Below are 23,522 nucleotides of genomic sequence, written 5' to 3'. Positions count from 1 at the left end.
GCAGCGGACGGGACTCGAACCCGCGACCCCCGGCGTGACAGGCCGGTATTCTAACCGACTGAACTACCGCTGCGCGTCGGTGGAGGCTTTTCAGCTTCCCTCCTGCTTTCGCAAGAGTCTCAAGAAGTGGTGGGTGATGACGGGATCGAACCGCCGACATTCTGCTTGTAAGGCAGACGCTCTCCCAGCTGAGCTAATCACCCGTTTGCTTCTCCGAGGCCGCGAAATTTACGCAGATACCGAAGCTAAGTCAATAGCAGGATTGAAGTTTTTTTCAAATCAGTTGAAAGCGGCCAGCTTCAAGCTGCAAGTAAAAGCAGTTACGCACAAAGCAAGAGCACCCTTGTCACACTTCTACTTGCAGCTTGCAGCTGCCTTTCACTGCTGGTAGACCATCTTCTTGGTCATGCCGCCATCGACCACAAACTCCTGGCCCGTGACGAACCCGGCATTCCTGGACAGCAACCAGGCCACCATCGCCGCAACGTCTTCGACCGTCCCTACCCTGCCCGCCGGGTGCTGGGCGTGATCGGCGTCACTCAGCGGCTCGGCACGCCGGGCAGCAGGGTCACGGGCATCGATCCAGCCCGGACTGACCGCGTTGACCCGGATCTCCGGCCCCAGGCTGATGGCCAGCGCGTGAGTCAGGGCCAGCAAGCCGCCCTTGCTCGCCGCGTAGGCTTCGGTGTCCGGTTCCGACTGCCCCGCACGGGTCGAGGCCAGGTTGACGATGGAACCACCGTGAGCGCGCAGATAGGGGGCACAGTGCTTGGCCAGCAGCATCGGCCCACTGAGGTTGACCGCCAGCACCCGGTTCCAGTACCCCAGGTCAAGGCTTTCCAGGGTGATGTTGCGGGGGTCGGCGACCGCCGCGTTGCACACCAGCGCATCGAGACGACCGAATTGCCCAAGCACCTCGGCAACGCCCAGGGTCACTTGCTGCTCATCGGACACATCCATGGCGATGAACCACGCGTGTTCACCCAGCACCTTGGCCACCCTGGAGCCCCGCTCACGGTCGAGATCGGTCAGCACCACCTGCCAGCCTTCGCTGATCAACCAGGCGGCAATCCCCAGGCCTATACCCCGTGCCGCACCCGTGACCAGGGCAACCCGGCCGTTGCTAGCACCGCCAGACGTGGACAACTCGATCACAAGGCAGCCAGCCCGCGCGCCAGATCCGCTTGCAGGTCGGCCACGTCTTCCAGGCCGACCGCGATCCGGATCAAGCTGTCGCGAATACCGGCAGCCTCACGCTCCTGCGGCGCCAGGCGCCCATGGGAGGTGGTGCTCGGGTGGGTGATAGTGGTCTTGCTGTCACCCAGGTTGGCAGTGATGGAGATCAGACGGGTCGCATCGATAAAGCGCCAGGCGCCCTCTTTGCCACCCTTGACTTCAAAACTCACCACCGCCCCAAAGCCTTTCTGCTGGCGCAACGCCAGTTCGTGCTGTGGATGGCTCTTGAGGCCGGCGTAGTGAACCTTCTCGATGCCGTCCTGCTGCTCCAGCCACTCGGCCAGTTGCTGGGCATTGGCACAGTGCGCCTTCATGCGCAGGCTCAGGGTCTCCAGGCCCTTGAGGAAGATCCAGGCATTGAACGGACTCAAGGTCGGGCCCGCAGTACGCAGGAAGCCGACGATTTCTTTCATCTGCTCGCTGCGACCCGCCACCACGCCACCCATGCAACGGCCCTGACCGTCGATGAACTTGGTGGCCGAATGCACCACCACGTCCGCGCCGAGCTTCAGGGGTTGCTGCAAGGCAGGCGTACAGAAGCAGTTGTCGACCACCAGCATCGCGCCCTTGCCATGGGCCACTTCAGACAGCGCGGCGATATCCACCAACTCGGCCAGCGGGTTGGACGGCGACTCGACGAACAGCAATTTGGTGTTGGCCTTGATCGCGGCATCCCAGCCGGACAGGTCCGCCAGCGGCACATAATCGACTTCGATGCCAAATCGCTTGAAGTACTTTTCGAACAGGCTGATGGTCGAGCCAAATACGCTGCGTGACACCAGCACATGGTCGCCGGCACTGCACAGGCTCATCACCACGGCAAGGATCGCCGCCATGCCGGTGGCCGTCGCCACGGCCTGCTCCGCGCCTTCCAGAGCGCCAATGCGCTCTTCGAACGCGCGCACGGTCGGGTTGGTGTAGCGCGAGTAAACGTTGCCTGGCACTTCGCCCGCGAAACGCGCCGCCGCATCGGCCGCGGTACGGAACACATAGCTTGAAGTGAAGAACATCGGATCACCGTGTTCGCCTTCGGGCGTGCGGTGCTGGCCGGCGCGGACGGCCAGGGTATCGAACGCTACGCCATCGAGGTCGCTGTCCAGCCGACCGGCATCCCAATCCTGACTCATGCTGTCACTCCTTGCCTTGATCTTTTAGTAGATACAAAACCGGCCCCTCAGGGCCGGTGGAAACTCAGTTGTTGTACAGATCGATGATCGCACTGACAGCCTGCGTCTTGACCTTGGAGGCATCGTTACGTGCCTGCTCGATCTTGTTCAGGTAAGCCTCGTCAACGTCGCCAGTAACGTACTTGCCGTCGAACACGGCGCAATCGAAGTGCTCGATCTTGATCTTGCCGCCACCAACCGCTTCGATCAGGTCAGGCAGGTCCTGATAGATCAGCCAGTCGGCGCCGATCAGGTCAGCCACGTCCTGGGTCGAACGATTGTGGGCGATCAGTTCATGGGCGCTCGGCATGTCGATGCCGTAAACGTTCGGGTAACGTACGGCAGGGGCCGCGGAGCAGAAGTAGACGTTCTTGGCGCCCGCTTCGCGTGCCATCTGGATGATCTGCTTGCAGGTCGTACCGCGCACGATCGAGTCGTCCACCAGCATGACGTTCTTGCCGCGAAATTCCAGCTCGATGGCATTGAGCTTCTGGCGTACGGATTTTTTCCGTGCAGCCTGGCCCGGCATGATGAAGGTCCGGCCGATGTAGCGGTTCTTGACGAAACCTTCGCGGAACTTCACGCCCAGGTGGTTGGCCAGTTCCAGTGCCGCGGTACGGCTGGTATCGGGAATCGGGATAACCACGTCGATGTCGTGATCCGGACGCTCGCGCAGGATCTTCTCGGCCAGTTTCTCGCCCATGCGCAGGCGAGCCTTGTACACCGATACGCCGTCGATGATCGAGTCCGGACGTGCCAGGTAAACGTGTTCGAAGATGCACGGGGTCAGGGACGGATTGGTCGCACACTGACGGGTGTGCAGCTTGCCGTCTTCAGTGATGTAGACCGCTTCGCCCGGGGCCAGGTCGCGAATCAGGGTGAAGCCCAGCACGTCCAGGGACACGCTTTCGGAGGCGATCATGTACTCCACGCCTTCGTCGGTGTGACGCTGGCCGAAGACAATCGGGCGGATGCCGTGCGGGTCGCGGAAACCGACGATGCCGTAGCCGGTGACCATCGCCACGACGGCATAACCACCGACGCAACGGTTGTGCACGTCGGTAACGGCGGCGAATACGTCTTCTTCGGTCGGCTGCAACTTGCCACGCTGGGCCAGTTCGTGAGCGAACACGTTAAGCAGCACTTCCGAGTCGGAGTTGGTGTTGACGTGGCGCAGGTCAGATTCGTAAATCTCCTTGGCCAGCTGTTCAACGTTGGTCAGGTTACCGTTGTGCGCCAGGGTGATGCCGTAAGGCGAGTTGACGTAAAACGGTTGAGCTTCGGCCGAAGTCGAGCTGCCAGCGGTCGGATAGCGCACATGGCCAATGCCCATGTGGCCGACGAGGCGCTGCATATGACGCTGATGAAACACGTCACGTACCAGGCCATTGTCCTTGCGCAGAAATAACCGGCCATCATGGCTGGTCACGATACCGGCAGCGTCCTGGCCGCGGTGCTGGAGGACGGTTAGCGCGTCATACAGCGCCTGATTGACGTTCGACTTACCGACGATACCGACGATGCCACACATGCGACGCAACCCCTACTTAATGAAACTGAACTGAACACGACTCACTGCGGCGTTTTGGCCGTCGGCAAGAGGTGCTCCTTGAACGGTATGTCAGCGGGTACGCTGATACCGCTGGCCAGCCACTGACTGCTCCACCCTAATATGAGGTTTTTGGACCAGTCTGCAACCAATAGAAATTGTGGCACGAGCCTCGACTCCTGCCACCATGAATCCTGCTGTACCGGCCCCAGGCTCAACAGCCCGACGGCGGTGACCACCAGCAACGCGCCACGCGCCGCGCCGAAGGCCATGCCCAGGAAGCGATCGGTCCCGGAGAGGCCGGTGACGCGAATCAGTTCGCCGATAAGATAATTGACCATGGCGCCGACCACCAGGGTGGCGACGAACAGAATGGCACAGCCCGCGATCACGCGGGCCGACGGTGTTTCGATATAACCGACGAGGTACTCGGACAGTGAGCCACCAAACATCCAGGCAACGACTCCTGCGATGATCCAGGTCACCAGCGACAATGCTTCTTTTACGAAGCCGCGGCTCAGACTGATCAAAGCGGAGATGGCGATTGTTGCAACGATCGCCCAGTCAACCCAGGTAAATGGCACAGTGCAGCCTACAGACGGATAAGGCGGCGCATTTTAGCAGAGCCCATGGCTGCCGGTAAGCTGCGATTTTCAGTGGATTTCAAATTGAAGCGATTGCCTTAGCCTCGCTCCGGTTGGAAACGCACCACAAAACCCTTGAGATTATGCTGGCGACCCAGCAGGTCACGCAGACGATCGGCTTCGGCGCGCTCGATCAACGGCCCGACAAACACCCGGTTTTTACCGTCAGCCGTACGGATATAAGCGTTGTAGCCCTGGCTACGCAGGGTTTTCTGCAAGCTTTCGGCGCTTTCACGACTCGACAAACTGGCCAGTTGCACCGACCAGCTGACCGACAGGCCATTGGCATCGACCCGAGCCTGGGTCGCGGCAGGCTTGCTTGCAGTCGCGGTGACCGGCGCGGGAGCCGGCTTGGGCGCAGGCGCTACCGGCTTGGCGGCAACAGGGGGCGGCGCAACGGGCGTGCTCGGCACACTGGCTGCAGGTGCCGTCGTCGGCGTGGCAGGTGTTTGCTCCATGGCTATTTCAGCATCGCTCGGCACCGGTTCCTGGGGCAGCGCCTGCGGATCCGGAACCACCACCGGTTCGACCTGGACTTGCGGCAGGGTGGGCGCCTGCGGCGCAGCCGGGGCCTCTACCACCACCTGGCGCTGCTCGTCCTCCCGGGAAAACAGCATCGGCAGGAAAATCACTGCCAGGGCCACCAGCACCAGGGCCCCGACCATCCGCTGCTTGTACGCGTTATCCAGCAAAGCCATCTGCAGCCTCCTCCGTGGAGCGCCGGGCCAGCCACTCGAGGGCCTCGGCAACACAATAAAATGATCCGAACAGCAGGATTTCGTCTTCCGCCGTCGCCTGCGCGCTTTGCCCCTCCAGGGCATCCGCCACGCTGGCATAGGATGTTACCGCAGCCCCGAGGTTCTGCAACGCCACCTGCAAATCCGCAACCGGACGCGCGCGAGGTGAATCAAGCGGGGCAACCGCCCAATGCTGGACACTAGCACTCAACTGGCCAACCACACCATCAAGATCCTTGTCGGCCAGCAACCCGAAGACGGCCAGGCGTCGACCCGCCACCGGACGAGCGGCCAGGCGCTGCGCCAGGTACTCGGCCGCATGGGGGTTATGCCCCACGTCCAGCATCAGGTTCAGGCGCTTGCCATGCCAGGTGAACTGGCGACGATCCAGGCGCCCGACGACTTTCGTGGCCTGCAGCGCCGCGACTATTTGCCCGGAAACCCAAGGCAAGCCCGACAGCGCATAAGCCTGCAACGCCAGCGCGGCGTTTTCCATGGGCAGGTCGAGCAATGGCAGGTCGTACAACTCGATCTCCCGACCTTGCCCGTCGACACCCCGCCACTGCCAGCCGTGATCGGTCACGCCCAGGTCGAAATCACGACCACGCAGCAAGAACCGGCAATTAAGCTCGCGCGCCTTGTCCAACAAGGGTTGGGGAGGATTGAGATCACCGCACAGCGCCGGCGCGCCCTGACGGAAGATACCGGCCTTTTCGAAGGCCACGGATTCGCGGGTATCGCCCAGGTAATCCGCATGGTCGACGCCGATGCTGGTGACCAGCGCGATGTCGGCATCCACCAGGTTGACCGTATCCAGGCGCCCGCCAAGACCGACTTCCAGCACCACCGCATCCAGGCCCGATTGCTGGAACAGCCAGAACGCCGCCAGGGTACCCATTTCGAAATAGGTCAGGGAGATCTCGCCGCGACCGGCCTCGACCGCCACGAAGGCTTCGCACAGCTGTTCGTCAGTGGCCTGAACGCCATTGATCTGCACCCGCTCGTTGTAATGCAGCAGGTGCGGGGAGTTGTAGACACCAACGCTCAAGCCCTGCGCGCGCAGCAATGACGCCACGAACGCACAGGTAGAACCCTTGCCGTTGGTGCCGGTGACCGTGATCACCCGAGGCGCCGGCTTGCCCAATCCCATCCGGGACGCTACCTCTTGCGAGCGCGCAAGCCCCATGTCGATGGCTGACGGATGCAACTGCTCAAGGTAGGCGAGCCACTCGCCAAGGGTACGCTCGGTCATAGGTTGGCAGGCACCGGCGGAACCACCACAGTCTCGACGGGCGCCGCCACGAACTCAGGCGTCGGCAGCCCCATCAGTTGTGCCAGCAGGTTACCCAGGCGTGGACGCAGTTCGTGACGCGCGATGATCATGTCGATCGCACCATGCTCCAGCAGGAATTCGCTGCGCTGGAAGCCTTCCGGCAGTTTTTCACGCACGGTTTGCTCGATAACACGCGGACCGGCGAAGCCGATCAGGGCCTTTGGCTCACCGACAATCACGTCGCCGAGCATCGCCAGGCTGGCGGAAACACCGCCGTAGACCGGGTCGGTCAGCACCGAGATGAACGGAATGCCTTCTTCGCGCAAACGCGCCAGCACCGCGGAGGTCTTGGCCATCTGCATCAGGGAGATCAGCGCTTCCTGCATCCGCGCACCGCCGGAAGCGGCGAAGCAGATCATCGGGCAACGGTTTTCCAGGGCGTAGTTGGCCGCACGCACGAAACGCTCGCCAACGATGGCACCCATCGAACCCCCCATGAATGAGAATTCGAACGCCGACACCACTACCGGCATGCCCAGCAGGGTGCCGCTCATGGAAATCAGGGCGTCCTTTTCACCGGTCTGCTTCTGGGCAGCGGTCAGGCGGTCCTTGTACTTCTTGCCATCACGGAACTTCAGACGGTCAACCGGCTCCAGCTCGGCACCCAGTTCGGCACGGCCTTCGGCGTCGAGGAAGATGTCGATCCGCGCACGTGCGCCGATGCGCATGTGGTGGTTGCACTTGGGGCAAACGTCCAGGGTCTTTTCCAGCTCCGGACGATACAGCACCGCCTCGCAGGACGGGCACTTGTGCCACAGACCTTCAGGTACCGAGCTCTTCTTGACCTCGGAACGCATGATCGAAGGGATCAGTTTGTCTACCAACCAGTTGCTCATGCTTTCTTTCTCCAGTACCGGCGGCCCGAACGCTCTGGTTCGCGGCCCCGCGTATGCCCTTGAGCTAAATTCATGTGTGCGGCGATGATCGGTTCGCTGCCGCGGTCGGCACAGGGCCAGGACCTGCCTGCAACGCTTCCATCCTCAGCCATCCCGACAACCTGCGCGGGGCGGTTGTCACTTCGGTTTTGGTCCACCCGGAGGTGGTACCTGCCTGCTTTCGCGCAGCGCATGTTTTGTACCATGCAGTGGACGGCGGCAGACTGCCAGCCGTCACATCGACGACGCGCTACTGCGCACTGCCTGCACAAAGGCGCGAATCTTTGCGTGATCCTTGATGCCCTTGCCCTGCTCTACCCCGCCGCTGACGTCCACCGCATAGGGCCGGACCCGGGTAATGGCCCCGGCGACGTTGTCCGGTGTCAGTCCACCGGCCAGGATAATCGGCTTGCTCAAGCCCTGCGGAATCAAGGACCAGTCGAAGGCTTCGCCGGTTCCGCCGGGAACCCCTTCGACATAGGTGTCCAGCAGAATCCCGCTGGCACTCGGATACGCGAGGCAGGCGGCGGCGATATCGTCCCCGGCCTTGACCCGCAAGGCCTTGATGTACGGCCGGTGCCAGCCTTCGCAATCGGCCAGGGTTTCATCACCGTGGAACTGCAACAGGTCCAGCGGCACTGCATCGAGTATTTCACCGAGTTCGCAACGACTGGCATTGACGAACAGGCCCACGGTGGTCACGAACGGCGGCAACGCCGCGATGATCGCCCGCGCCTGCTGGACCGTTACCGCCCGCGGGCTTTTGGCATAGAACACAAAGCCAAGCGCATCGGCCCCGGCCTCGACGGCCGCCAACGCATCTTCAATGCGGGTAATCCCACAGATTTTGCTGCGAACGGCTGGCATGTCGTTGGAACCTCAGGGCAAATCCGGGAAAGTCCCGGATGGTAGCAAATGCGTTCGAGGGCGTCAGCCGTCAAGTTCCGAGAAACCGGTCAGGAAGTGCGGCCCGACGTAACGCTCCGGCAGTTGGAACTCATCACGATACTCGACCTGCACCAAGTACAGCCCGAACGGGTGGGCCGTGACACCGCCGGCACGCCGGGCCCGGCTTTCCAGCACCTCCTTGGCCCACTCCGCCGGACGCTCACCGGCACCGATGGTCATCAGCACGCCGGCAATATTGCGCACCATGTGGTGCAGGAATGCGCTGGCACGGATATCCAGCACGATCATCTTGCCGTGCTGGGTGACCCGCAGGTGATGGATTTCCTTGATCGGCGACTTGGCCTGGCACTGCCCCGCGCGAAAGGCGCTGAAGTCGTGAGTGCCGAGCAGGTGCTGCGCCGCCTCGGCCATGCGCTGCACATCCAGCGGCCGGTGGTTCCAGGTCACCTCTTCGTTGAGGTGCGCCGGACGAATCTGGTCGTTGTAGATCACGTACCGATAACGCCGGGCGATGGCCTTGAAGCGCGCGTGAAAGTGCGCTGGCATGACCTTGGCCCAACTGACGCTGATATCGTGGGGCAAGTTGATATTGGCCCCCATGACCCAGGCCTTCAACGACCGGTCGACCTGGGTGTCGAAATGCACCACCTGGCCGCAGGCGTGCACGCCCGCATCGGTGCGCCCCGCGCAATGCACGGAAACGGGCGAATCCGCGACCTTGGACAGGGCCGTCTCAAGGGTTTGCTGCACGGTGGCCACGCCGGAGGCCTGACGCTGCCAGCCGCGGTACCGCGAGCCCTTGTATTCAACGCCCAACGCGATCCGGAAAAAGCCCTCGGCCGCCATTTCGGCGGCCGGATTATCTATATTTGCCAAGGAGTGACAGCCTGCTGATGTACGCAAAGGCGGGCATTATAAGGCCCCGCGCCCGGGACGCCATGTTCGCGGTATTTTTTGTTCACCCGGCGCCGCGAGCTGGAATATCCGCCGGCGTGACGAGGGAGCTTGCTCCCGCTCGACTGCCGCGCAGTCGCGAAGCCCTACGACGCGCAATGCCTGGAAGAATCCAATCGCAGGTTTTGGGGGGGCGCTTCGCAACCCAGCGCGAGCATGCTCCCTCGCCACGGGTTATGCGACCAGGGCATTATCTAGCCCTGAAACAGGTGTAAACCTTAATCAGGACGGGACGCATAAAACAAAAACGGCAGCCATCATGGGCTGCCGTTTTTGTCATGCAAGGTCAATCAAGCCAGGCGAGCGAGCATCTCCCTGGCTTCGCTCCTCTGGCCGTCATTGCCCTCGCTGAGTACCTCGCCGAGGATGTCCCGCGCGCCCTCATCATCACCCATGTCGATGTACGCCTGGGCCAGATCCAGCTTGGTGGCGACCTCATCGGTACCCGAGAGGAAGTCAAGCTCCGACTCATCGCTGTCCGCCGCCAGCGCCGCATCCTCGGCGGTGAAGGTGGGCTCAACGATAGGCGGATGCTCCAGCTCTTGGGAAAAGCGATCCAACTCGGCGTGCACATCATCCAGGTCAGCAATGAAGTCATCCGGCTTGGCGGACGAATCCATTTCATCAGCCAGGGACAGGTCGAAATCGGCCGGCAACTCCAGGTCATCCAGTGTCACGTCGACCACCTCAGGCGTCTGCTGTGCAGACGGCTCATCGTCGAGGCTGAGCAGGGACTCATCCTCGGACAAGGTCGACTCCGGCAGGTCCGCACCCAGGTCGAGATCGAAGTCCGCCAGATCGCCTAACCCTTCTGGCTCTTGAGCCTGCTGCGATACCGGCTCAAAACTCAGGTCATCGTCCAGCGGGAATGCTTCCAGCTCGGCGACAGGCTCGGCGGCGACCTGTTCAGGCGATACCGCCTCCAGCTCATCCAGACTGAGGTCGAATGCGCTATCGAAATCTTCCTCTGGCGCAGTAACCTCGGGTGCTTGAGCTGGAACCTCAGGCTCATCCAGCAGCAACTCCTTGACGTACTGGGCATCCAGCTCGGCCGCCGCCGCAGCGGCGGCAATGCCACCCACTGCCGCGATGGCCAGCATGGCCGGGAAGCGAGTCTTGAGCTGCTCGACCTCTGCGTAGTTCTTGCCATTGGCAACCAACTGGCGCTCTTGCGCGACAAACGCATCGCGATCGCCCTGCTGAGCATAGACTTCCATCAACTTGAGGCGCAGCTCACTGCGTTGCGGCTCTTGCTTGATGCCTTCTTCCAGCAGGTTGACCGCCTGGTTCAGACGCCCAGCATCAATGTGCGACTGCGCGTGCATCAGCACATCGTCCGAGCGTTCGGCGGCGGGCGACACCAGGGGCGCAGCAATCGGCGCAGTCATCACGACTGGCGCCACTACCGGCGCAGCCGCTGGAGCTGGAGCTGGAGCTGGAGCTAGCTTGACGGCGGGCGGCGCAACTTCAAGGCCTTCGAAGCTGCTTTCCGGCAGATCGAGGTCCTCGGAGAAATCCGACTCTTCAGCCAGCGCCTTCGCCATCCGCCGGTGCTTTTCGGATTCCTGCTGAGCCTTGCGACGACGCGCCAGCAGCAACAGCAGCAAGGCCAGCACAACCGCCCCACCACCGAGCAGCCCCGTCAGCGCCGGACTGGCCAGCAGTTCGTTGTACTTCTGTTCATCGCTGGCCGCAGGCGCGGCGGCGGGGTCTGCCGGTGGCGTCGCAGCAGCCGTCTCGGGAAATTCTGTAGCCGAGGTAGCGGCAGGCTCAACCAGCTCGGCCGGCATCGTCTCTGAAGACGGGGTCGCGCCAGCATGCCCCGCTTCTGCCTGCAGCTTGGCCAGTTGGTTGTTTTTCAGCTCGATCAGGCGCTGAAGCTTGTCCAGCTGGCTTTGCAAATCGGTCATGCGGCTGTTCAGCTCGGCATTGTCACGACGGGCCGTGTCGAGGCTTTCCTGCGCCACTGCCAGCTTGTTGCCGATGGCCTGGCTATCGCCGGCCGGGCCCTTGCCACGGTTCTTGCCGGACTCGGCCGAGACCAGGCTCAGGTTATCCTTGGCAGCACCTTGGGCCAGCGCGGTATTACGCCCGCGACCGCTGGCGTCCAGTTGCTGTGCCTGGGTCCGCGGCACGTAGCGTCGCCCCTGGCGCCAGGCGGCGTTCTGCGCGGCCACTTCAGCGATGGCTTGCGCTTGCGGCAGGCTAGTGCTTTGCCCAGCGTCCGGCAGGCGCAAGACCTGACCGGTTTTCAAGCGGTTGATGTTGCCATCGATAAAGGCATCGGGGTTCAACGCCTGGATCGCCAGCATGGTTTGCTGGATCGAAGCGCCATTGCGCGCCTTCGCGGCAATCTCCCACAGGGTGTCGCGCGGCGCCGTGGTGTGTTGCGCCGTCGCCCCGGTAACCGGCGCGTTGACCGCTGGCGCCGTTTGCGCAGCGGCTTCAGCTGTTTGCGGCGAGAATTTGGAAGGGTCGAGCAGCACGCTGTAGTCACGCAGCAGTCGGCCGTTCGGCCACATCACCTGAACCAGGAATTTCACCATGGGTTCGGACAGCGGCTGGCTGGACGTCACCCGCAGGATGCTTTTACCGCCAGGGTTGAGCACAGTGGTGAATGTCAGGTCATTGAGGAACGCCTGGCGGTCCACGCCGGCCTTGGCGAAGTCATCGGCCGAGGCCAGGCTTGGTACCACTTCGGCCACCGTGAGGTCCTTGACATCGAGCAACTCGATCTCGGCCACCAACGGCTGGTTCAGGGTCGACTTCAGGGTCAGTTCCCCAAGCCCAAGGGCATGCGCCATACCGGAGGACAGCGCCGAGGCGGCCGCTATTGCTAACACCAGTTTGCGAACTTGAACCATAGCCTCATCCTTTGTTTGAACATTCCTCGGCCAGCGAGAAGGTGTTTAATGCTGCTGCCGTAAGGCATGGCGCACAGGACTCGGAGGAGTCTGCGCGCGATTATTTCACTCACGCCCTTGCAGGCCCCGCATGGCGGCCCGCCTCATAGCATAGCGCTCAGCTAGAATCATTCTGCAAATTGTTGCCAAGTATCTTTTACACAAGGTCTTTTATCAACAACTCGGCCACCTGCACTGCGTTGAGCGCGGTACCTTTGCGTACGTTATCTGACGTCAGCCACAGATTAAGTTCCGCCGGATCGTCGACGCCGCCGCGAACCCGACCAACGTAAACCACGTCCTGGCCGACCGCATCACCGACCGGTGTCGGGTAATCGCCCGCCTCCACCAGTTCGATACCCGGCGCCGACTCCAGTGCAGCGTTGACTGCAGCCAGGTCGACCGCCTTGGCCGAAACCAGGGTCACGGTATAGCTATCGCCAAAAAACACTGGAGCTTGAACGCAGGTCGCGGAAATCTTCAAGGCAGGCTGCGCCATGACTTCACGCAACTCTCGAACCAGGCGTTTTTCCAGCAGCGTATGGCCTTGGGCATCCGGCGCGCCGACCTGTGCCAGCAGGTTGAACGCCATCTGCCGATCGAAGAAGCGCGGCTCCAGCGGGCGGGCGTTCAGCAACTCGGCAGTCTGCCGGGCCAGTTCGGTCACCGCCTCGCGGCCCTGGGCCGAAACAGCCAGGCTGGCGGTCACGGCGATGCGCTGCACATCGAGCTGATCGCGCAACGCTGCCAGGACCACGGCCAGGGTGGTCGCCGAGGCACTTGGGCTGCTGACCTGAAACGGCTTTTTCAGCCCGGCCAGCACCTGGGCATTGGCTTCCGGCACTACCTGTGGCGCCTGGTCGGCCGGCAAGGCACCGGACAAGTCGATCAGCGCGCAACCCGCAGCCGTCGCTCGCGGGGCAAAGCTCAGGGTAACCGCCGGCCCGGCGGCAAAGAACACCAGTTGCACCTTGCTGAAATCGAACTCGTCGACCTCCCGCACCCGCACGTTCTTGCTACGGAACATCACCGAATGCCCAGCCGACTCGCTGCTCGCCAGCAGGTGCAGGTTGGCAACCGGGAAATCACGCTCTTCAAGAATCTGAACGAGGGTTTCGCCAACAGTACCGGTGGCGCCGACAACGGCGATATCAAAGGACTGGCTCATGGTTCTACCTCAGGCGAAACGGGGGGAGCGGCACTTTACCGGGTGACTGGCATGCAGGCAATTGCGCCGGGGATTTGTCGTGCCTGTGCCTGCTCGTGATGGCGACTTGGCTGATGACACAACGTTCATAAAAAAACCCGCGCCTCTTTCAAGGCACGGGTTCATTCACGGCGTCAGCCGATCAACGTTCCAGCAGGATCCGCAGCATGCGACGCAGCGGCTCGGCCGCGCCCCACAGCAGTTGGTCGCCGACGGTGAAGGCACCGAGGTACTGGGTCCCCATGTTCAGCTTGCGCAGACGGCCAACCGGTACATTCAGGGTACCGGTGACCTTGGTCGGGCTCAGCTCCTGCATGCTGATATCACGGCTGTTCGGCACCAGCTTGACCCAAGGGTTGTGCTGGCTGATCAGGCCTTCGATATCGGCGATCGGCACGTCTTTGTTCAGCTTGATGGTCAACGCCTGGCTGTGGCAGCGCATGGCGCCGATACGCACACAGATGCCGTCCACCGGGATCGGGCTCTTGAAGCGACCGAGAATCTTGTTGGTCTCGGCCTGGGCCTTCCACTCTTCGCGGCTCTGGCCGTTCGGCAGCTCCTTGTCGATCCAGGGGATCAGGCTGCCCGCCAGCGGTACGCCGAAGTTTTCGGTCGGGTAGGCATCGCTGCGCATGGCTTCGGCAACACGACGGTCGATGTCGAGGATGGCGCTGGCCGGGTCGGCCAGTTGATCGGCGACAGCGGCATGGGTCGCGCCCATCTGCTTGATCAGCTCACGCATGTTCTGCGCACCGGCACCCGAGGCTGCCTGATAGGTCATGGCGCTCATCCACTCCACCAGACCGGCTTCGAACAGGCCGCCCAGGCCCATCAGCATCAGGCTGACGGTGCAGTTGCCGCCGATGTAGTTCTTGGTGCCCGCGTCCAGCTGCTGGTCGATGACCTTGCGGTTGACCGGGTCCAGCACGATGACCGCGTCATCCTGCATGCGCAGGCTGGACGCGGCATCGATCCAGTAACCCTGCCAGCCGGCTTCACGCAGCTTGGGGAACACTTCACTGGTGTAGTCGCCGCCCTGGCAGGTCAGAATCACGTCGAGGGTCTTGAGCTCGTCAATGCTGTAAGCGTCTTTGAGCGGAGCAATGTCCTTGCCCACGGACGGGCCTTGGCCACCGACATTGGAGGTGGTGAAAAACACCGGCTCAATGAGATCGAAATCCTGCTCTTCCAGCATCCGCTGCATGAGCACGGAACCGACCATACCGCGCCAACCGATCAGACCTACACGTTTCATCGCAACTACACCTTTACAAAAAGTGGGCTCGCTTGCCGGCATCAGCAACAAGCGGGGCCCGAGAGATTACAGATTCCGCAGCGCGGCGACTACTGCGTCGCCCATTTCCTGCGTTCCGACTTTAGTGCAACCGGCCGACCAGATGTCACCGGTGCGAAGGCCCTGATCCAGGACCACGCTCACGGCTTGCTCGATGGCGTCAGCGGCAGCCTGCTGGTTGAAGCTGTAACGCAGCATCATCGATACCGACAGAATGGTCGCCAGCGGGTTGGCAATACCCAGGCCTGCAATGTCCGGCGCCGAACCATGGCACGGCTCGTACATGCCTTTGTTGTGGGTATCCAGCGAGGCCGACGGCAGCATGCCGATGGAGCCGGTGAGCATCGATGCCTGGTCGGACAGGATGTCGCCGAACATATTGTCGGTGACGATCACGTCGAATTGCTTCGGCGCGCGCACCAGCTGCATGGCGGCGTTGTCGACGTACATGTGGCTCAGCTCGACCTCGGGGTAATCCTTGGCCACTTGCTCGACCACTTCGCGCCACAGCTGGCTGGAGGCCAGGACGTTGGCCTTGTCCACCGAGCACAGCTTCTTGCCGCGTACCATGGCCATGTCGAAGCCGACCCGGGCGATGCGACGGATTTCGCTTTCGCTGTACGGCAGGGTGTCGTAGGACTGGCGCTCGCCGTTTTCCAGGGTGCGGGTGCCACGTGGCGCGCCGAAGTAGATACCGCCGGTCAGTTCACGGACGATGAGGATGTCCAGGCCGGCGACGATTTCCGGCTTCAGGCTGGAAGCCTCCGCCAGTTGCGGGTAGAGGATCGCCGGACGCAGGTTGCCGAACAGCCCCAACTGCGCACGAATCTTCAACAGGCCACGCTCAGGACGGATATCGCGCTCGATAGCGTCCCACTTCGGGCCGCCCACGGCGCCCAGCAACACCGCGTCGGCCGCACGGGCACGCTCCAGGGTCTCGTCGGCCAATGGCACGCCATGCCGGTCGATGGCGGCGCCACCGATGACGTCGTGGCTCAATTCGAAGTCCAGGGCGAACTTGTCATTGGCCAACTCCAGCACCTTGACCGCCTCGGCCATGATTTCCGGGCCAATACCGTCACCTGGGAGAATCAGAATCTGCTTGCTCATGCGTTCCTCATGTCATCAGTCGGCGCACCCGCGGGTGCACCCGGAAAAATTCTAGCGTTCGGCCCACAGTACCAGCACATCGGTACTGAACGAACCATCGGCCTCAATCTCAAAATATTCACGCACTTCGTTGCCCATCGACTGCTGCAACTCACGGATCGCCGCACGCATCACCGCTGGCGTGCGCATGCGCTCGACCCAGCTGTTGTACTCCAGGCGCAACCGCTGGCGCGTGGTACTGCGGGTCTGCAACCCCGCCTCGCTGATCTGGCGCAGCCACTCGCCGGCGGAATAATCACGCACGTGACTGGTGTCGCGCAGTACCTCGACGCTTTGCAGGTAAGTGTCGAGCAATGGAGCGCCCGGTGACAACACATCGATGAACGCCGCCACCCCGCCCGGCTTCAACACCCGGCGCACTTCGCGCAGGGCCAGGCCGAGGTCACTCCAGTGGTGCGCCGAATAGCGGCTGAACACAAAATCGAACTCGCCATCGGCGAATGGCAGCCGTTCGGCGGCACCGTTGACCGTGGACACATTATTCAAACCACGGTCGACAGCGGCAGCGGCGACCACGTCGAGCATCTGCTGCGACAAGTCATAGGCCACCACTTCCTTGACCAGCGAGGCTACGTGAAAACTCACGTGACCGGCACCGCACCCAAGGTCCAGAACCCGGGCTTCACCCTGCCCCGCCAGCTCGGCCTGTAGCAGCGCGAATTCAGTGCCTTGAGCGTGTACGGCGCTGCTCAGATAGGCCGCGGCCTGTTCACCGAATTGCTTCTGGACTACCTGACTGTGCTGGGCGGTGCTGGTCATGGGGACTTCCTTTTTGGGGTTTAGTCTTGTGTCGGTTGAGCTGCCGCCTTCGCGAGCAAGCCCGCTCCCACGGTGATTTGCGCCGTTCACAAACCCCCTGTGGGAGCGGGCTTGCTCGCGAAGGGGCCGGCCCGGACTACATCAATATCGGCTCAATCAAGCGTCGCGAAACAACCAAGGCTGGCTCGCACGGTGTTTGGCCTCAAACGTCGCAATCGCCTCGCCGTCCTGCAAGGTCAGGCCGATATCGTCCAGGCCGTTGAGCAGACAGTGCTTGCGGAACGCATCAATCTCGAAGTTCAACACCTTGCCGTCAGGACGAGTCACGGTCTGGGCCTGCAAATCGACCTGCAACTGATAACCAGGCGTCGCCTCCACTTGCTGGAACAGTTCGTCGACTTCCTTATCGCTGAGAATGATCGGCAGCAAGCCGTTCTTGAAACTGTTGTTGAAGAAGATGTCGGCGTAGCTCGGCGCGATGATGCTGCGGAAACCGTACTCTTCCAGGGCCCACGGCGCGTGCTCACGGCTGGAACCGCAACCGAAGTTCTCGCGGGCCAGCAACACGCTGGCGCCTTGATAACGCTCGGCATTGAGCACGAAATCCTGGTTCAGCGGACGCTTGGAGTTGTCCTGATATGGCTGCCCCACATCCAGGTAACGCCATTCATCGAACAGGTTCGGGCCAAAACCGGTGCGCTTGATCGATTTGAGAAACTGCTTGGGGATGATCTGGTCGGTATCGACGTTGGCGCGATCCAAAGGCGCGACAAGACCTGTGTGCTGGGTAAAGGCTCTCATGGTTACTGCGCTCCCTGGATCAATTCACGGACATCGATGAAACGACCGTTGACGGCTGCGGCGGCGGCCATGGCCGGGCTGACCAGATGGGTACGTCCACCGGCGCCCTGACGGCCTTCGAAGTTACGGTTGGAGGTCGAGGCGCAATGCTCGCCGGACTCCAAACGGTCCGGGTTCATCGCCAGGCACATCGAGCAGCCTGGTTCACGCCATTCAAAACCGGCCTCGAGGAAAATCTTGTCCAGGCCTTCCGATTCCGCCTGCGCCTTCACCAGGCCCGAGCCCGGCACCACGATGGCCTGCTTGATGGTCGATGCCACTTTGCGGCCCTTGGCGATCACGGCGGCAGCGCGCAAATCTTCGATTCGCGAGTTGGTGCAGGAGCCGATGAACACGCGGTCCAGTTGAATGTCGGTGATCGCCTGATTGGCGGTCAAACCCATGTATTTCAAGGCGCGGACGATGGAGTCGCGCTTGACCAGATCCATCTCTTTAGCCGGATCCGGCACGTTCTGATCGACGGCGAGGACCATTTCCGGGGAAGTGCCCCAGCTGACTTGCGGCTTGATCTGTGCGGCATCGAGTTCAACGACAGTGTCGAACTTCGCGTCCGCATCGGAAACCAGGTCTTTCCAGGCTTCGACAGCCAGATCCCACTCAGCGCCTTTCGGGGCGAACGGACGACCCTTGACGTAGGCCACGGTCTTCTCGTCCGCCGCGACCAGGCCTACACGGGCACCGGCTTCAATGGACATGTTGCAAATGGTCATGCGGCCTTCGACCGACAGGTCACGAATGGCGCTACCGGCGAACTCGATCGCATGGCCATTGCCACCAGCGGTGCCGATCTTGCCGATCACGGCGAGGACAATGTCCTTGGCGGTCACGCCGAACGGCAAGGTGCCTTCGACAGATACCAGCATGTTCTTCATTTTCTTGGCGACCAGGCACTGGGTGGCGAGCACGTGCTCGACCTCGGAGGTGCCGATACCGTGGGCCAGGGCGCCGAATGCGCCGTGGGTCGAGGTATGGGAGTCACCGCAGACCACGGTCATGCCCGGCAAGGTTGCCCCCTGCTCCGGGCCGATGACATGGACGATCCCTTGGCGTACATCGTTCATCTTGAATTCGACGATGCCGTATTCGTCGCAGTTGTCATCGAGGGTCTGAACCTGCAGGCGCGACACCTGGTCGACGATGGCGTTGATGCCACCCTTGCGCTCCGGCGTCGTCGGTACGTTGTGGTCCGGGGTCGCGATGTTGGCATCGATGCGCCAAGGCTTGCGCCCGGCCAGGCGCAGACCTTCAAAGGCTTGCGGCGAGGTCACTTCGTGGATGATGTGACGATCGATATAGATCAGCGCCGAACCATCGTCGCGCTGCTTGACCAAATGCGAATCCCAGAGCTTGTCGTAGAGCGTTTTGCCGGCCATCAGACGTTTCCTCATCAGCTTGTTTCTATGCCGGGGAGGCCTGCGTGGCAAGTGCCGCGGGAGCACTTCGCCGTACAGGCCCCTGGGGTTGAAGTGACTCAATAACCCCGTGGCTTGTGAGGTCGATCCTATGGGGTTACATTAAATAACTCAAATTCATATTTTTCATGCTTTGGATAACCAACTGGAATACAAGTAATGGACCTGGCCAACCTCAATGCTTTTATCGCCATTGCCGAGACGGGCAGCTTCTCGGGCGCCGGTGAGCGCCTGCATCTGACCCAGCCAGCCATCAGCAAGCGGATCGCCGGGTTGGAGCAACAACTCAACGTCCGCCTGTTCGATCGGCTGGGTCGCGAAGTCAGCCTGACCGAGGCCGGACGCGCCTTGTTGCCGCGCGCCTACCAGATACTCAACGTGCTGGACGACACCCGCCGGGCGCTGACCAACCTGACCGGCGAGGTCAGCGGCCGCCTGACACTGGCCACCAGCCATCACATCGGCCTGCATCGCCTGCCACCTTTATTAAGGGCGTTCACCCGCCTCTACCCTGAGGTGGCACTGGACATTCAGTTCCTCGATTCGGAAGTGGCCTATGAGGAAATTCTTCATGGTCGCGCCGAGCTGGCGGTCATCACCCTGGCGCCAGAGCCTCATTCGCTGGTCAAGGCCACGCCCGTGTGGGACGACCCCCTGGACTTCGTGGTGGCCCCCGAACACTCGTTGATCAGCAATGGCGCGGTCACGCTGGCCGATATCGCGCGCCACCCCGCGGTATTTCCCGGTGGCAACACCTTTACCCATCACATCGTCCAGCGCCTGTTCGAAACCCAGGGCCTCACGCCAAACATCGCCATGAGCACCAACTACCTGGAAACCATCAAGATGATGGTCTCCATCGGCCTTGCCTGGAGCGTCTTGCCGCGCACCATGCTCGATGATCAGGTGGCGCGCATACCTTTACCGGGCATACAGCTCAGTCGCCAGCTAGGCTATATCGTGCACACCGAACGGACGCTATCGAATGCGGCACGGGCTTTCATGGCCTTGCTGGACGCACAAATCGATTTGCCAGGGACTCACGGCTGACTTGTGCTAATCCTTTAAGGCTGCAAACCCCACTGCCGAACGCCCAATTCAGCCCAAGGCCTGTAGCCAATGCCCAAATCTGTTGACCGCCCACGCCCACACACACCGCCGATGCCGCGTATCCAGGCGCTGGACCCTCACACCTCGGAACAGAGCTGGGAAAGCGCACCGCAGTTGCTGGCCGCCCTCAACGGCGCTCGCCTGGGCGCCTGGTACTGGGACATCGAGCACGGGCAGATCAGTTGGTCCCGGGGCACCCAGGCGCTGTTCGGTTTCGATCCCCGGCAACCGTTGCCCACGGACCTGGAGTACCTGGACCTGCTCCCTCCCGAGGATCGGGCAAAAGCCCTGCGCGCTTTCCATGCGGTGATCGCTGGCGCCCCGCTGGAACAGGCGATGCACCATCGCATCCGCTGGCCGGACGGCAGCCTGCACTGGCTGGAGATCAGCGGCAGCCTGCTGCCGGACAAGCACGGCCGGCCACGCATGATCGGCGTGATCCGCGAAATCACCCACCAGCGCCAGCGCGAACAGGCCCTGAGCAGCTCGGAAAAGCGCTTCGCCACGCTGTTTCACCTGTGCCCCAACATGGTGCTGCTGACCCGCCAGGAAGACGGCCTGATCACCGAAGCCAACCAGTATTTCGAAAGTCTGTTCGGCTGGCCGGTCCAGGACGCCATTGGCCGCACGACCCTGGAGCTGGGCCTGTGGGTACACCCCGAGCAACGGACAAAACTGGTCAAGGCCACCAAGGCCAAGGGCGAGCTGGTCAGCATGGAGGTGCAGTTTCGCGCCAGCAACGGCCAAATCCATGACGGGATCCTCAGTGCACAAAAGGTCGAACTCGAAGGCCTGCCCTTCCTGCTCAGCACCTTTCTCGACACCACGGAACGAAAAGTCGCCGAGCAGGCACTCAAGGATAGCCAGGAGCGCCTGGACCTGGCCCTGGACTCGGCCCAGTTGGGCACTTGGGACTGGCACATCCCCAGCGGCATGCTCTATGGCTCGGCGCGGGCGGCCCAGTTGCATGGCTTGGACGCCAAGCCCTTCCATGAGTCCTTCGACGAGTTTTTCGAGGGTGTTCCCGACGAAGAGCGCGACAGCATGCGCAACGCCTACCATAGCCTGCGTGAGGGGCCGGCGGGCAATTACCAACTGACCTATCGCGTGCAATTAGCGGACGGCAGTTCGCGCTACCTGGAGAGCCGCGCCCGACTGTACCGAGACGAGAGCGGCGTCCCGCTGCGCATGGCCGGCACGCTGCTGGACATCACCGACCAGGTTGAGCGTGAACAACGGCTGGTGACCTCCGAAGAAAAATTCGCCACCCTGTTCCAGGTCAGCCCCGACCCGATCTGTGTCACCCGCCAGGACAGCGGCCAGTTCATCGAAATCAACTCCAGCTTCACCCAGACCTTCGGCTGGAGTGCCGCCGAGGTGATTGGCCGCAGCGGCGACGACCTTGGCCTGTGGGATGCGTCATCGAAAAGCCTGCAACGGATCGAGCAGGTGATCCGCGAGCAGGGCCTGAACAATGTCGCGATCATCGTCCGTCACAAGGACGGGCAGGCCCTGACCTGCGTGATCTCCAGCCGCCAGATCAGCGTCGGCGACCAACCCTGCATCGTCACCACCCTGCGCGACATCACCCAGCAGCAACGCTCGGAAGCCGCGCTCAAGGCCAGCGAAGAGAAGTTCGCCAAAGCGTTTCACTCAAGCCCCGACGCCATCACCATCTTCGAGCGCGACACCGGACGCTATCTGGAGGTCAACGACGGATTCTGCCGCCTGACCGGCTATCGTGCTGACGAAGTGGTCGGCAAAACCGTGTATCAGGTGGGCATCTGGGCCGAAGAGAAGCAACGCTCTGCCCTACTGTCGGAGTTGCAACTCAAGGGCCGGGTTCACCATCTGGAAATGCTCGGGCGCAACAAACGCGGCGAACTGCTGACGGTAGAAGTCTCGGTGGAACCGATCACCCTCAACGAGACGGCGTGCCTGTTATTGACCGCCCGGGACGTCAGCCTGCTGAAGAACGCCGAAGCGCAGATCCGCCACCTGGCCTATCACGACCCCCTGACCAACCTGCCCAACCGGGCGCTGCTGATGGACCGCCTGAGCCAGCAGATCGCCCTGCTCAAGCGCCACAACCTGCGCGGCGCCCTGCTGTTTCTCGATCTGGACCATTTCAAGCACATCAATGACTCCCTCGGCCATCCCGTGGGCGATACCGTGCTGAAGATCATCACCGCACGCCTTGAAGCCAGCGTGCGCATGGAGGACACCGTGGCACGGCTGGGCGGGGATGAATTCGTGGTCCTGCTCAGCGGCCTGGAGGGTTCGCGCAACGAAGTCAGCGATCAGGTCCGGGAACTGGCCGACACTTTGCGCGAACTGCTGTCGGAACCGATGTTCCTCGACGGCCAGCGCCTGCAAGTCACGCCGAGCATTGGCATAGCGTTGATTCCCGACCACGGCTCCACGCCCACCGACCTGCTCAAGCGCGCGGACATTGCCCTCTACCGCGCCAAGGACTCGGGGCGCAACACCACGCAGATGTACCACAACACTATGCAGAAAGCGGCCAGTGAACGGCTGCGCATGGAAACCGACCTGCGCCTGGCACTGTCCCGGGGCGAGTTTCGCGTGCACTACCAATCCCAGGTCGACGCCCGCGACGGGCGTATCGTCGGCGCCGAGGCGCTGGTACGCTGGAACCACCCGCAACTGGGCGCGCAGTCACCCAACGAGTTCATCAAAGTCCTGGAGGACAGCGGGTTGATTCTCGAGGTCGGCACCTGGATCCTCGATGAAGCGTGCCTGGCCTTCAAGCAGCTGATCGCCAACGGCAAAATCGACCCGCTGAGCTTCAGCCTCTGCGTCAACATCAGCCCGCGACAGTTCCGCCAGAACGACTTCGTCGAGCGCATCGAACAAAGCCTGGCCAGCCACGACCTGCCCTGCTCATTGCTGAAACTGGAAATCACCGAAGGCATCGTGATCCAGAACCTGGAAGACACCATCATCAAGATGCGCCGCCTGAAAAAGCTCGGCGTCAGCTTTGCGATGGACGACTTCGGCACCGGGTACTCGTCACTGACTTACCTCAAGCGCCTGCCTGTCGACACCCTGAAAATCGACCAGTCGTTCATCCGCGACGCCACCAGCGATCCCAACGACGCCGAAATCATCCGCGCCATCGTCGCCATGGCCCGCAGCCTGGAACTGGAAGTGATCGCCGAGGGCGTGGAAACGCCAGAGCAGCTTGAGTTTTTGCAGGGGCTCGATTGCCATTTGTATCAAGGGTACCTGCACAGTCGGCCGTTGCCGGTGGAGGAGTTTCAACAACTGCTGAAATGACGGGCACAAAAAAGGGCGCCGATGGCGCTAATGCCGGTCAGTTAAGAGAAATAAAGCCGAACACGAAACCCGTGGCGAGGGAGCTTGCTCCCGCTGGGGCGCA

General features: G+C 62.0%; 18 protein-coding genes and 2 tRNA genes. 2 read left to right on the top strand and 18 right to left on the bottom strand.

Annotation, left to right across the window (positions count from 1 at the left end):
* From AC3WQN_RS24300 to leuC, 18 genes are all read right to left on the bottom strand, one after another.
* Positions 1-73: transfer RNA gene (locus AC3WQN_RS24300), tRNA-Asp, on the bottom strand.
* Between the two features lie 54 nt (positions 74-127).
* A tRNA-Val gene (locus tag AC3WQN_RS24295) sits at positions 128-203 on the bottom strand.
* 175 nt (positions 204-378) lie between these two features.
* Positions 379-1,155, bottom strand: coding sequence for an SDR family oxidoreductase (locus AC3WQN_RS24290; protein ID WP_103401179.1), 777 nt, complete (start codon positions 1,153-1,155; stop codon positions 379-381).
* Entirely contained in the window at positions 1,152-2,363 is a 1,212-nt protein-coding gene (locus AC3WQN_RS24285; RefSeq protein WP_103401180.1) for an O-succinylhomoserine sulfhydrylase, read from the bottom strand. Before AC3WQN_RS24285 ends, AC3WQN_RS24290 begins: the two co-directional genes overlap by 4 nt.
* Positions 2,364-2,427: 64 nt before the next feature.
* On the bottom strand, positions 2,428-3,933 hold the full coding sequence (purF, locus tag AC3WQN_RS24280; protein WP_095083038.1) for an amidophosphoribosyltransferase: 1,506 nt from the start codon (positions 3,931-3,933) through the stop codon (positions 2,428-2,430).
* A 41-nt stretch (positions 3,934-3,974) separates the two neighbouring features.
* Entirely contained in the window at positions 3,975-4,535 is a 561-nt protein-coding gene (locus AC3WQN_RS24275; protein WP_103401181.1) for a CvpA family protein, read from the bottom strand.
* Positions 4,536-4,633: 98 nt separating this feature from the next.
* Entirely contained in the window at positions 4,634-5,293 is a 660-nt protein-coding gene (locus tag AC3WQN_RS24270; RefSeq protein ID WP_103401182.1) for an SPOR domain-containing protein, read from the bottom strand.
* Positions 5,277-6,584, bottom strand: a complete 1,308-nt coding sequence (folC, locus tag AC3WQN_RS24265; protein ID WP_103401183.1) for a bifunctional tetrahydrofolate synthase/dihydrofolate synthase — start codon at positions 6,582-6,584, stop codon at positions 5,277-5,279. The genes AC3WQN_RS24270 and folC overlap by 17 nt, the downstream gene beginning before the upstream one ends.
* Entirely contained in the window at positions 6,581-7,501 is a 921-nt protein-coding gene (gene accD / locus AC3WQN_RS24260; RefSeq protein ID WP_103401184.1) for an acetyl-CoA carboxylase, carboxyltransferase subunit beta, read from the bottom strand. Before accD ends, folC begins: the two co-directional genes overlap by 4 nt.
* Positions 7,502-7,774: 273 nt before the next feature.
* The gene (locus AC3WQN_RS24255; RefSeq protein ID WP_103401185.1) at positions 7,775-8,407 is read right to left on the bottom strand and encodes a phosphoribosylanthranilate isomerase; all 633 of its coding nucleotides are present in this window, start codon (positions 8,405-8,407) and stop codon (positions 7,775-7,777) included.
* 63 nt (positions 8,408-8,470) lie between these two features.
* Positions 8,471-9,295 (bottom strand): tRNA pseudouridine(38-40) synthase TruA, encoded by an 825-nt coding sequence (truA, locus tag AC3WQN_RS24250; RefSeq protein WP_103401186.1) that lies wholly within the window; start codon positions 9,293-9,295, stop codon positions 8,471-8,473.
* A 398-nt stretch (positions 9,296-9,693) separates the two neighbouring features.
* Positions 9,694-12,267, bottom strand: a complete 2,574-nt coding sequence (locus AC3WQN_RS24245) for a motility hub landmark protein FimV (RefSeq protein ID WP_103401187.1) — start codon at positions 12,265-12,267, stop codon at positions 9,694-9,696.
* Positions 12,268-12,463: 196 nt separating this feature from the next.
* Positions 12,464-13,474 (bottom strand): aspartate-semialdehyde dehydrogenase, encoded by a 1,011-nt coding sequence (locus tag AC3WQN_RS24240; RefSeq protein ID WP_103401188.1) that lies wholly within the window; start codon positions 13,472-13,474, stop codon positions 12,464-12,466.
* Between the two features lie 181 nt (positions 13,475-13,655).
* A complete protein-coding gene (gene asd / locus AC3WQN_RS24235; RefSeq protein ID WP_103401189.1) occupies positions 13,656-14,768 on the bottom strand; it encodes an aspartate-semialdehyde dehydrogenase in 1,113 nt (370 codons plus the stop codon).
* Between the two features lie 66 nt (positions 14,769-14,834).
* Positions 14,835-15,917, bottom strand: coding sequence for a 3-isopropylmalate dehydrogenase (leuB, locus tag AC3WQN_RS24230; protein WP_095083018.1), 1,083 nt, complete (start codon positions 15,915-15,917; stop codon positions 14,835-14,837).
* Between the two features lie 51 nt (positions 15,918-15,968).
* Positions 15,969-16,736: a class I SAM-dependent methyltransferase gene (locus AC3WQN_RS24225; RefSeq protein ID WP_103401190.1), complete on the bottom strand. Its 768-nt coding sequence runs from the start codon at positions 16,734-16,736 to the stop codon at positions 15,969-15,971.
* Between the two features lie 156 nt (positions 16,737-16,892).
* Entirely contained in the window at positions 16,893-17,537 is a 645-nt protein-coding gene (gene leuD / locus AC3WQN_RS24220; protein ID WP_103401191.1) for a 3-isopropylmalate dehydratase small subunit, read from the bottom strand.
* Positions 17,538-17,539: 2 nt separating this feature from the next.
* The gene (gene leuC / locus AC3WQN_RS24215; protein WP_103401192.1) at positions 17,540-18,970 is read right to left on the bottom strand and encodes a 3-isopropylmalate dehydratase large subunit; all 1,431 of its coding nucleotides are present in this window, start codon (positions 18,968-18,970) and stop codon (positions 17,540-17,542) included.
* A 198-nt stretch (positions 18,971-19,168) separates the two neighbouring features.
* On the opposite strand from leuC, the gene AC3WQN_RS24210 reads away from it, so the two are divergent.
* Both AC3WQN_RS24210 and AC3WQN_RS24205 read left to right on the top strand, forming a co-directional pair.
* Complete coding sequence (locus AC3WQN_RS24210; protein ID WP_103401193.1) at positions 19,169-20,059, top strand: LysR family transcriptional regulator; 891 nt, start codon at positions 19,169-19,171, stop codon at positions 20,057-20,059.
* A gap of 69 nt (positions 20,060-20,128) precedes the next feature.
* Positions 20,129-23,419: a PAS domain S-box protein gene (locus tag AC3WQN_RS24205; RefSeq protein WP_103401194.1), complete on the top strand. Its 3,291-nt coding sequence runs from the start codon at positions 20,129-20,131 to the stop codon at positions 23,417-23,419.
* Positions 23,420-23,522 lie beyond the last annotated feature (103 nt).

Source organism: Pseudomonas sp. FW300-N1A1, from assembly GCF_058789115.1.
This window is presented reverse-complemented; position numbering and strand designations above follow the sequence as displayed.